Source organism: Nocardiopsis yanglingensis (assembly GCF_045809185.1).
GTDB lineage: Bacteria > Pseudomonadota > Gammaproteobacteria > Xanthomonadales > Xanthomonadaceae > Stenotrophomonas > Stenotrophomonas yanglingensis.
In genome coordinates this window covers 177,366-187,479 of sequence record NZ_JBJNRH010000010.1, presented here as the reverse complement: position 1 = coordinate 187,479, position 10,114 = coordinate 177,366, and the positions used below count along the sequence as shown (strand labels likewise).

General features: G+C 67.1%; 10 protein-coding genes. 8 read left to right on the top strand and 2 right to left on the bottom strand.

All coding sequences use genetic code 11. The annotated features are described in order from the left end of the window. Positions 1-177 precede the first annotated feature (177 nt). Genes ACJ7C5_RS14680 through gnd form a run of 3 tightly spaced genes read left to right on the top strand, consistent with a single transcriptional unit; the run spans position 178 to position 2,952 of the window. Positions 178-780, top strand: a complete 603-nt coding sequence (locus tag ACJ7C5_RS14680; protein ID WP_412704306.1) for a DUF2242 domain-containing protein — start codon at positions 178-180, stop codon at positions 778-780. Positions 781-782: 2 nt separating this feature from the next. Continuing rightward, positions 783-2,036: a hypothetical protein gene (locus ACJ7C5_RS14675; protein ID WP_412704305.1), complete on the top strand. Its 1,254-nt coding sequence runs from the start codon at positions 783-785 to the stop codon at positions 2,034-2,036. Between the two features lie 10 nt (positions 2,037-2,046). Continuing rightward, positions 2,047-2,952, top strand: a complete 906-nt coding sequence (gene gnd, locus ACJ7C5_RS14670; RefSeq protein WP_006470430.1) for a phosphogluconate dehydrogenase (NAD(+)-dependent, decarboxylating) — start codon at positions 2,047-2,049, stop codon at positions 2,950-2,952. 134 nt (positions 2,953-3,086) lie between these two features. Here gnd and ACJ7C5_RS14665 read toward each other — a convergent pair whose 3' ends face one another. Beyond that, positions 3,087-4,130, bottom strand: coding sequence for an oxidoreductase (locus tag ACJ7C5_RS14665; protein WP_412704304.1), 1,044 nt, complete (start codon positions 4,128-4,130; stop codon positions 3,087-3,089). Positions 4,131-4,300: 170 nt separating this feature from the next. Here ACJ7C5_RS14665 and ACJ7C5_RS14660 point away from each other — a divergent pair, with 170 nt between their 5' ends. The 4 genes from ACJ7C5_RS14660 (at position 4,301) to ACJ7C5_RS14645 (ending at position 8,624) form a co-directional block, all read left to right on the top strand. Beyond that, complete coding sequence (locus ACJ7C5_RS14660) at positions 4,301-4,684, top strand: BON domain-containing protein (protein ID WP_006470382.1); 384 nt, start codon at positions 4,301-4,303, stop codon at positions 4,682-4,684. 169 nt (positions 4,685-4,853) lie between these two features. After that, positions 4,854-6,671, top strand: a complete 1,818-nt coding sequence (locus tag ACJ7C5_RS14655) for a sensor histidine kinase (RefSeq protein ID WP_094002374.1) — start codon at positions 4,854-4,856, stop codon at positions 6,669-6,671. Further along, on the top strand, positions 6,668-7,108 hold the full coding sequence (locus ACJ7C5_RS14650; protein WP_005411057.1) for a response regulator: 441 nt from the start codon (positions 6,668-6,670) through the stop codon (positions 7,106-7,108). Before ACJ7C5_RS14655 ends, ACJ7C5_RS14650 begins: the two co-directional genes overlap by 4 nt. A gap of 4 nt (positions 7,109-7,112) precedes the next feature. Next, on the top strand, positions 7,113-8,624 hold the full coding sequence (locus tag ACJ7C5_RS14645; RefSeq protein WP_094002373.1) for an ATP-binding protein: 1,512 nt from the start codon (positions 7,113-7,115) through the stop codon (positions 8,622-8,624). A 90-nt stretch (positions 8,625-8,714) separates the two neighbouring features. Here the strand turns inward: ACJ7C5_RS14645 and ACJ7C5_RS14640 are convergent, their stop codons facing one another. Then, positions 8,715-9,458, bottom strand: a complete 744-nt coding sequence (locus tag ACJ7C5_RS14640) for a proteasome-type protease (protein ID WP_094002372.1) — start codon at positions 9,456-9,458, stop codon at positions 8,715-8,717. A 91-nt stretch (positions 9,459-9,549) separates the two neighbouring features. Here ACJ7C5_RS14640 and folK point away from each other — a divergent pair, with 91 nt between their 5' ends. Further along, positions 9,550-10,035, top strand: a complete 486-nt coding sequence (gene folK, locus ACJ7C5_RS14635) for a 2-amino-4-hydroxy-6-hydroxymethyldihydropteridine diphosphokinase (protein ID WP_412704303.1) — start codon at positions 9,550-9,552, stop codon at positions 10,033-10,035. Positions 10,036-10,114: the final 79 nt, after the last annotated feature.

The window sequence follows — 10,114 nt, the reverse complement described above, 5'->3', positions numbered from 1 at the left end:
CGGGGCGGGGCGCCCCCCCCGTGGGTTGCTGTGTGCCCCCGTGGCCCCCGCCGGGCATGGCCCGGCGCTACCGGTGCATGAACAGGCCACAACGACGGGGGCTGGCGGGCGTACTTTCGACCTGCCGCACACGGCGGCGGGACTACCCTTGGCGGTACTGTCCTCGCAGGAGTACCCATGCGGGCCTCCCGTCTTTCCAGTGCTGTTGTGGCGCTTGGCAGCGCCCTGATTCTGTCGGCCTGTGGTGGTCGCGCCGCCGACAGCACGTTGCTGCGCGAATCCTTCGATTCCGGTGATACCTACTCGCGCACGGTCGACGGTCGCCCGGGCGACGCCTGTGAAGCGGCGCGGCGCACCCTGCTCAGCCAGGGCTACGCCATCGCCCGCTCCGACGAAGCGCAGGTGGAAGGCAGCAAGAACTTCCAGCCACGCGAGGATGATCATGAGCAGCTGGTGCTGCGCATTTCCTGCGCGCCGCGTGGCAGCCAGACGCTGGTATTCGTCAGCGCGGTGCAGGACCGCTATGCGCTGAAGAAGAGCCCCACGTCAGCCAGTGTCGGCGTTGGTGCGCTGGGCTCGGTGTCGCTGCCGTTCGGCAGCAATGACGACTCGCTGGTGAAAGTGGCCAGCAGCACGGTCACCGATGCCGGGTTCTATCAGCGCTTCTTCCAGCGCCTGCAGCAGTACCTGCCGGCGGCTGCAGGCACGCCGGCACCACCTCCGGCCGCACCACCGGAACCTGCACCGGAACCTGCACCGGCCAGCACGGACCAGGGTTGAGGGTGCGCGCCAGTTTGATCGGCGTGGCTCTGCTGCTGGCGCCTGCGCTGGGCAGCGCGGCCATGGCGCCTGACTGCAGGCAAGGCCTGCTGCAGCGGCTGGGATGGCGCTTCGACGAGGCCATGGTCAGTGCGCCCTTGGTGCACGGAGGTCCGGTATGCACGCGCGCGTCGCTGGCTGAAGCACAGGCGGCGGGCGATCTGCGCGTGCAGTGGCCGGCCGGAATGCCCTTGGCGGCCCGTCAGGCGGTGCTGCAGGAGCTGCTGGATGACTCTGCGACGGTCTGTGCCTATGCCTTCCGGTTGGGCGCAGCCACGCAACGTGCAGCCTCGGCATTGCAGGCCAACCCCACCTTCCGCTTCTCCGGCCCGCAGCTGGGTTGGATCGGCTTCGGTCTGCAGGGGCCGCTCGCGCAGGGCTGGCAGCGCACGCGCAGTTTCGGTCGTGGCTTCGTGCCCAGCGCAGGCAACAGTCAGGCGCTGCAGGCGTTCTACAGCGGTGCCGTGCGTGCCGAATGCGGGGTCGGCCGTCAGGTCGCGCAGCTGGCCACGCAACGAGAGCTGTATGGTGATGCCGCGTTCGATACGGAGTTCGCTGCGGATGAACTGTCGATCGGCACCTTCCTCGCCCTGCACGATACCGACAGCATCCTGCTCGGCGCACATGCCGGCGACTTCTTCGCCGATGGCAAGGCGGTGCGCACTTCGGCGATGGGGCGGCAGGCGTTCGTCGGCGTGCCTGGTTTCATCGAACATGTGTACGACAAGGGCATGCTGGACGACCTGAGCAACCAGGCCGAGAACTTCGTGGTGGTCGATGTGGGCGAGGGCGCCGCGCAGGCATTGGCGATGCACGGTGGGCTGGCCTGGTACGACCAGCGCAATGTCGAACTATGGAAACTCGCGCAGGACATTCCGCGCATCGGCCAGCGCTACTTCGAGCGCCTGCTGTTCGAGCGCGATGCGGACCTTCGTGCACGGCTGGAACCGCGCTACCACGCCACGCTGGCACGCATGGACCAGCTGCTGGACGATCCGTTCTACCAGCAGTTCGTGATCTATGTGCACCCGCGCGGTATACGTCCCATCGGCTACCACATCGCCCGCCTGCTTGATCGCAACCCGCGAACGCCGTTTTCGATCGACCTGGCGGTGCACAATCTGCATACCACGCTCTACCGGCGTTGGCGCGAGGCGCAGCTGCGCCACTGCGCGGCTACCGGCAGGCCAGGCAGCCTGACCCTAGACCCCAACTGAAGGTGAAACAATGGATATTGCAATGATCGGCCTCGGCCGCATGGGCGCCAACATGGCCCAGCGCCTGCACCGCGGCGGCCACCGCGTGGTTGGCTACGACCCGGGCGAGGGCGCCCGCCAGCGCGCCGCCGAGGCCGGCCTGGAAGTGGTTGATTCGCTGGCCGCTGCCGTGGCTGCGCTGCCGGTACCGCGCGTGGTGTGGCTGATGGTGCCGGCCGGCGAAACCGTCGACCAGACGCTGGGCCAGCTGACCCCGCACCTGGCCGAGGGTGACATCGTCATCGACGGCGGCAACTCCAACTACCAGGACTCGATCCGTCGTGCGAAAGCACTGGCCGAGGATGACCTGGGCTACGTTGACTGCGGCACCAGCGGTGGCGTGTGGGGCCTGCAGGAAGGCTACAGCCTGATGGTCGGTGGCGAAGCCTCGGTGGTGGAGCAGATCGCACCGCTGCTGCGCACGCTGGCCCCGGCCGAGGATCGCGGCTGGGCACGTGTAGGTCCGTCCGGCGCCGGCCATTTCACCAAGATGGTCCACAACGGCATCGAGTACGGAATGATGCAGGCCTACGCCGAAGGCTTCGCGCTGATGGAGCGCAAGCAGGAGATGGAACTGGACCTGGCCCAGGTTGCCGAAGTCTGGCGCCACGGCAGCGTGGTGCGTTCGTGGCTGCTGGACCTGAGCACCGAAGCCCTCAAGCGCAATCCGTCGCTGGATGGCATCGCGCCGTACGTGGAGGACTCCGGCGAAGGCCGCTGGACCGTCGCCGAAGCCATCGCGCTGGACGTGCCGGCGCCGGTGATCACGCTGTCGCTGCTGGAACGCCTGCGTTCGCGTGAGTCGAATTCGTTCACCGACCGCCTGCTGTCGGCGATGCGCAATGAATTCGGCGGCCACGCCATCAAGAAGTCGTAAGCACTGCGGTGGGGTCGGATCCCTTTCCGCAGGAAAGGGCTCTGACCCCATGCAGCCAGTCGAGCATGGCTCGACTCTACAAAAGCCTTCTCCGATCGTTGCCACATCATCCACGCATGGCGTGGATCTACTGGTCAGTCCAACGCGATTCGCCGTCCTTCGCGCGCGCTGTCCATGCCGGCCTGCAGCAACCGCATCAGCTGCAGCGCCTGCGCCGCACTGACCGTCGCCTCGCCATCGCCGTGCATCGCCGCCGCGAACCGTGCATACAGCCGCCGGTAGTCGCCCGGCAGGTTGTCGACCGTCGTGCGCTGCACGTTGTCCTCGGCGTCGCAGCGCAACAGCTCGCCATGCCGCGGATCAATGCCCCAGCCCGGCGCACCGGGAGCCACACCGCGGCGCAGCTGCGCTTCCTGCACGTCCAGGCCGTGCTTGATCCAGCTGGCCTTGCTGCCATGCACGCTGAAGCGTGGCGTCTGCGCTGCGACCAGCGAACCGGAATGGATGATTGCGCGATGCCGCGGGTAGTGCAGTACCGCGTGGAAGTAATCGATGCCGCTGCCGCCTTCGCGCTGCACGGCCAGATCGGCATCGATCGCCTCGGGCCAGCCGAACAGCACCAGCATCTGGTCCAGCAGGTGCGGGCCGAGGTCGTACCACAGGCCACTGCCCGGGCCGTCCTGCTCACGCCAGCGCTCACGCACCTGTGGCCGGTAACGGTCGAAGTGTGCGTGGCATTCGGCCACGTCGCCGAGCGTGCCTTCGGCCAGCAGTGCCTGCAGGGTGAGGAAATCCGCATCGAAGCGCCGGTTCTGGAATACCGTAGCGATGCGTCCGGCGTCGCGCGCGGCCGCCAGCACCGTTTCCGCTTCAGCCACATCCAACGCGAACGGCTTGTCGACCAGCACGTGTTTGCCAGCGGCCAGTGCGGCGACTGCCAGCGGCGCATGCTGTTCGTTCGGTGTGGCGATCACCACCGCATCCACTGCTGGATCGTCGAACACCTCCTGCGGCGTGGTACGCACGTGCACGTCGCTGAACGCGCGCAGCAGGCTGTCGCGTTGCGAACTGACGATGCTGTGCAGCACCAGGCCGGGCGTGTGCTGGATCAGCGGCGCATGGAAGACGCGGCCGGCGAGGCCGTAGCCGATCAGGGCCAATTGCAGGTCGGGGCGCATGGCAGGGCTCCGGCAGTGGGAAGGGCAGGGTAAACGACGGGTGCTGGCACTCCAAAACTGAACCGTTGCCGTTGGAAAGGGTTCGATTCACGGCGGCATGACCGCAACGCCACGCCTGCTCTACGGCGGCTTGTCCAGACTGGCAGCACATCCCGAAGGAGTACGACACGATGAGCAATACCACCCGCACGCTGATTGCTTCCGCCCTGACGCTGGGCCTGGCGCTGTCCTCCTCGGCCGCATTCGCCAAGGACCCGGCCGCGAAGAGCCCGCCGACCAGCACCCATCCGGCGACCCATGCCGATCGCCACGACTCCAACGAGCCGGTAACCGATACCTGGATCACCACCAAGGTGAAGGCCGATCTGCTGGCCAGCAGCAACGTTCCGGGCACTGAAATCAAGGTGGAAACCGTGAATGGCGTAGTCAGCCTGAGCGGTGCCGTGGCCACCCAGGCCGAGAAGGACAAGGCGGTCACCACAGCCAAGGGCATCAAGGGCGTGACCCGCGTCGATGCCGCTGCATTGAAGGTCAGCGCTGCTGCCAAGCGCTGACCCCGGCGGGCGCCCCGGCATGGGGCGCCCTCTACAGTGGGGTTTCTGTAACCCGTTCAGCCAACCCGTCTGGAAACCCCAGACTTGTGACCGCCTGCGCTATATTGCCGGTTCCGCCGCAGCCGGGCTCGTCCCGGACGACGCTCCGCGGCCGTGCTGACGAGGAACTATGGCGCTGGTTTTCAGTGACGACATCTGGGACCGTTGGCGGTTGCCGGCCCTGGCGCTGGCCGCTGCCGCGATCATCGTGGTGCCGTGGTTGACCCTGCGCAAACTGCAGCAGGACAACGAACAAGCGATGGCCTGGGTCAACCATACCCAGGCCGTCGGCGTGGCCCTGCAACAGCTGCAGGCCGACGTACGCGATGTCGAGTCGGCGGCGCTGACGCTGTCCAAGGGGGTGGATGCGCCGGGACTGCGCGAGCGCATGGCCAAGGCCAACGACATTCCCGGACGCCTGGCAGAACTGGGCCGGATGACCCGCGACAATCCTGACCAGCTGATCCGCATCGGCCGTATCGAGTCGATGCTGGAAGGCCGTATGGCGCTTGCCCGCGAACTGGCAAAGTCCGAGCCCAACAGTGATCAGCGCGAGCTGGTGCAGGATCTGAGCACGCGCTATCCGATCCGTGGCCTGGTAGAAGAACTGCAGGCCAGCGAGCAGAAGCTGCTGACGCTGCGGGCCGAGCAGGCTGCGCGGCAGCGCAAGCAGACCGAGCTGGTGTCGTGGACGTCGCTGGTGGTCCAGCTGGCGCTGCTCGGCCTGGTGTTGTGGCTGCTGCAGCGGCAGATCGGCCGTCGCCTGCACGCCGAACGACAATCGCTGCGCTCGGCCGCGCGCGCGGCCTCGGTGCTGCAGACCGTGCGCGAACCGATCGTGCTGCTTGATCGTGACCTGCGCGTCCAGTTGCACAATCCGGCCTTCGCCGAGCTGTATGGATTGCAGGACGAACGTGCCGATGGCCTGCTGCTGGAATCCGTCGGTGATGGTGCATGGAAGGACGCGGTGGTGCGCCAGCGCTTGTCCGACGTGCTGTCGCGCGGTCGCGAACTGTGGGATTTCGAGCACGAGCAGCGCACCGCCGATGGCATGGCGCGCTACATGCTGCTCAACGCGCGGCGCATGCCGCTGCCCGACACCGACGACGAAGTGGTGCTGCTGACCGTCAGCGACGTCACCATGCAACGTGCGGTCCAGCTGCGCGTGGAGGAACTGAACCGCCAGCTGGAAGGCAAGGTCGCGCAGGTGTCCGAGGTGAACCGCGAGCTGGAGGCCTTCAGCTACTCGGTCTCGCACGACCTGCGCGCACCGCTGCGTCACGTCGCCGGTTTCTCCGACAAGCTGTCGCGCCACCTCGGCGACGCCGCCGACGACAAGAGCCGCCACTACCTGGAAGTGATCTCCAGTTCGGCGCGGCGCATGGCAGCCCTGATCGACGACCTGCTGGTCTACTCGCGGCTGGGTCGCGTGGCGATGCGCCAGCAGGCGGTGGACATGCAGTCGCTGGTGGCCGATACCCGTGCCATGCTCGATTCCAACCTCCAGGCCGAGGCCGAAAGCACTGGCCACGCGCACCAGGTGGAGTGGAGCATCGCGCCGCTGCCGATCGTGGTGGGTGACGAGAACATGATCCGCCAGGTCTGGCTGAACCTGCTCGGCAACGCGGTGAAATACTCGGGCAACCGCGAACCGGCGAAGATCCGCGTGGACTACCATCCGCAGCCTGACGGCGGTCATCAGTTCACGGTCAGCGACAATGGTGCAGGCTTTGACATGGCCTACGCCGGCAAGCTGTTTGGAGTCTTCCAGCGCCTGCACAAGGCCAGCGACTACCCGGGTACCGGCATCGGCCTTGCCAGCGTGCGCCGCGTGCTTACCCGTCATGGCGGCCGTATCTGGGCCGAGGCCGAACCGGACGTCGGCGCCACCTTCCACTTCTACCTGCCTCCCGCGATCGATGCGGACAAACAAGGGCCTTCTGCATGACCACTCTGCGCACCATTCTTCTCGCCGAAGACAGCCCGGCTGATGCCGAAATGGCGATCGACGCCCTAGAAGAGGCGCGTCTGGCCAATCCCATCGTGCACGTCGAAGACGGCGTGGAAGTGATGGATTACCTGTTGCGTCGTGGTGCCTTCGCCAACCGCGAGGAAGGCCTGCCGGCGGTGCTGCTGCTGGACATCAAGATGCCGCGCATGGATGGCCTGGAAGTGCTGCGGCAGATCCGCGAGCACGAAGAGCTCAAGCGCCTGCCGGTGGTGATCCTGTCGTCCTCGCGTGAGGAAAGCGACCTGGCCCGCAGCTGGGACATGGGTGTCAATGCCTACGTGGTCAAGCCGGTGGACGTAGACCAGTTCTTCGGCGCGGTGCAGACCCTGGGCAAGTTCTGGGCGTTGATCAACCAGGCACCGGAACTCGAGTGAGCCCATGCCCCTGACCGGTCCCGCCCTGGGGGCGCTGCGCATCCTGCTGGTGGAGGACTCACCGGAAGATGCCGAGCTGATGTCCGAACAGATGCTCGATGCGGGCCTGGAGGCCCGTTTCGAGCGCGTCGAAAGCGAGGCCGAACTGCGCCAGGCGCTGGTCGCTTTCCAGCCGGACATCGTGCTGTCCGATCTGAGCATGCCGGGGTTCTCCGGTGACGACGCGCTGCGCATCGTGCGCGAGACCTCACCGGAAGTGCCCTTCATCTTCGTCTCCGGCACCATGGGTGAGGAGAACGCGGTGGCGGCGCTGCAGAAGGGCGCCAATGACTACATCATCAAGCACCTGCCGGCGCGCCTGCCGTCGGCGGTGGCGCGTGCGATCCGCGATGCACGAAGCGCCATAGAGCGCGCACGGGTGGAAACCGAACTGATGCGTGCGCAGCGCCTGGAAAGCCTGTCGTTGCTTGCCGCCGGCCTCAGCCACGACCTGCGCAACATCCTGCAGCCGCTGCTGATCATGCCGGACCTGCTGAAGGCGCGTACCGAAGATCCGCAGCTGCACCATCTGGCCGATGTCATCGCCGAGTGCGGCCGCCGCGGCCATGAGATGGCCGAATCGATGCTGTCGTTCGTGCGCGGCTCGCGCAAGCCGAGCGAGCGCATCGAGATCAATGGCCTGTTCGATGCAGTGGCGCTGCTGTTGCGCAGCAACGTGCCCGATGCGGTGCGGCTGGAGCTGCAGGTGCAGGACGAGGGCCTGGTGGTCGACGCCAACTACACCGAACTGCAGCAGGTGATGTTGAACCTGGCGCTCAACGCGATCCAGGCGATGCCGAACGGGGGCCGCCTGAGCCTCACTGCCAGCCACGCCGGTCAGCGCGATGGCGTGGACTGGATGCACATCCGGGTCGCCGACGAAGGGATCGGTATGGATGCGGACACGCTATCGCATCTGTTCAATCCGTTCTTCACCACCAAGGCCGACGGCACCGGCCTGGGCCTGATCTCCTGCAAGCGAATTGTTGAAGGCGCCGGCGGCAGCATCCACGTCAGCAGCCAGCCGGGGCAGGGCACCTGCTTCGAGCTGCGTTTGCCAATGCACGACGTCATCGATGGCAGTGAGCCGATCGAACAGCTGGTGGCACTGGGCAGCGGCCAGTCGATCCTGGTGGTCGATGGTGAGGCCACGCGCCTGTCGCTGCTTGGCAATGCGCTGTCCAGCCAGGGTTACCAGCTGCAGCTGGCGTCCGACGGCCCGGCCGCACTGCGCTGGATGCAGCAGGAGGCGTTGCCGGCACTGGTGATCGCCGACGCCGGCTCCAAGCTGCTGCCGGCCAGCCAGTTGCTGGGCGAGATGGCAGCACTGGGCTATCGCGGCCCGGCGCTGGTGTTGGAAGACGCAACGGTGGAGGTAGCAGCCGATGCATTCCCCGCCGGCGTGGAAGTGCACGTGCTGCGCAAGCCGCTGCAGATGCAGCAGGTGTTCCGCGCGGTGGCCGAAGCGCTGGGCTGATGCCGCGGTAGGTGGGGGGGGGGCGGGGGGGGGGGGGGGGGCCGGCGGGGGGGGGGGGGGGGGGGGGCGCGCCCCCCCCCCCCCCCCCCACTACCGGTCCAGGGTTTCCCACGGGAAGCGCGGCAGGGCATCCACCGCCTGTTCCAGCCGCCGCGACCAGTTCTGGTGAATATCGGCATACAACGCCGAATCCGCGCCCAGCCGCAGTTGCTGGCCAATGCGCAATTCGCCGTCGCGCAGCAGCGCCAGATCGATCGGCAGGCCCACCGACAGGTTGGAACGGATGGTGGAGTCCAGCGAGACGATCGCCGTGCGCGCGGCATCCTCCAGGCGCGTGGCCGGGCTGAGGATGCGGTCGAGGATCGGCTTGCCGTACTTGGACTCACCGATCTGCAGGTAGGGCGTCTCCGGAGAGGCGGCGATGGCGTTGCCGAGCGGATAGATCATGTACAGCCCGGGCCGCTCGCCGGCGATCTGACCGCCGAAGATCAGCGTGGCCTGGGTATTGACCCCGTCATGGCCATGTTCGCTGTGGCTGCTGTGCACCTGGCTGTCCACCAGCAGTTGGCCGACGTACTCGGCGGCTTCGAACAGATGGGTCATGTCGCGCAGATTGGGCGAGCGCCGTTCGCCGGCATCGCGCCCCAGGCGCGACACCAGCAACTGGGTGGTGGCCAGGTTGCCAGCCGCCATCAGTACGTAGGCTGCCTGGCCGGGGTACTCGAACACGTGCAGCTTGCGGTGCACGCGCACATCGTCCAGCGAGGCATTGGTCCGGGTGTCGGCAGCGAAGACCAGGCCCTCGTCCACCTCGATTCCAACGCAATAGGTCATGTCGGTGCCCTATCATGTGCGTCCCGGATTGTAGGCAGGCCGCCGTGACGACGGCATGTCCACGCCCCCCCAAGTGCCGTCACCTGAACGCATGACCACCGTGCTCCTGAGCCTGGGCAGCAACGTCCAGCCCCGCCGCTACCTCCACGCCGCGGTGACGGCCCTGCGCGAGCGCTTCGGCGCGCTGCAGGTATCGCCGACCTACCGTACCGCCGCGGTCGGTTTCGATGGCCCGGCCTTCCTCAACAATGCGGTGGCGATCGAGACCGATCTGCCGCTGCAGGAACTGGACGACTGGCTGCATGCGCTGGAAGACGCGCACGGCCGCGACCGCAGCGGGCCGCGTTTCTCCGACCGGACCCTGGACATCGACGTGGTGTTCTACGGCGACCTGGTGGTGGAAGGCCCCGGCCACCTGCGCATTCCGCGCCCGGAGCTGAAGCATGCCTTCGTGCTGAAGCCGCTGGCCGACATCGCGCCGGGCTTCATCGACCCGGTCAGCGGGTTGGACCTGGCCACGCTGTGGCGCGCGCACAAACAGTTTGGCGAGGCGTTCGAGGTGGTGGACCTGGAATGATGGAGGTTGCCGGCCAGCGGCCGGCACTACCGGTAGTGCCGGCCGCTGGCCGGCAACGCCTCAACTTTCCGAAAGGCCA

What these genes read in the sequence shown, in the direction of transcription:
- ACJ7C5_RS14655 (WP_094002374.1), top strand. Translation starts at nt 4,854, where the DNA reads ATGGCGCTGGTTTTCAGTGACGACATCTGGGACCGTTGGCGGTTGCCG.
- folK (WP_412704303.1), top strand. Translation starts at nt 9,550, where the DNA reads ATGACCACCGTGCTCCTGAGCCTGGGCAGCAACGTCCAGCCCCGCCGC.
- gnd (WP_006470430.1), top strand. Translation starts at nt 2,047, where the DNA reads ATGGATATTGCAATGATCGGCCTCGGCCGCATGGGCGCCAACATGGCC.
- ACJ7C5_RS14665 (WP_412704304.1), bottom strand. Translation starts at nt 4,130, where the DNA reads ATGCGCCCCGACCTGCAATTGGCCCTGATCGGCTACGGCCTCGCCGGC.
- ACJ7C5_RS14645 (WP_094002373.1), top strand. Translation starts at nt 7,113, where the DNA reads ATGCCCCTGACCGGTCCCGCCCTGGGGGCGCTGCGCATCCTGCTGGTG.
- ACJ7C5_RS14660 (WP_006470382.1), top strand. Translation starts at nt 4,301, where the DNA reads ATGAGCAATACCACCCGCACGCTGATTGCTTCCGCCCTGACGCTGGGC.
- ACJ7C5_RS14650 (WP_005411057.1), top strand. Translation starts at nt 6,668, where the DNA reads ATGACCACTCTGCGCACCATTCTTCTCGCCGAAGACAGCCCGGCTGAT.
- ACJ7C5_RS14680 (WP_412704306.1), top strand. Translation starts at nt 178, where the DNA reads ATGCGGGCCTCCCGTCTTTCCAGTGCTGTTGTGGCGCTTGGCAGCGCC.
- ACJ7C5_RS14640 (WP_094002372.1), bottom strand. Translation starts at nt 9,458, where the DNA reads ATGACCTATTGCGTTGGAATCGAGGTGGACGAGGGCCTGGTCTTCGCT.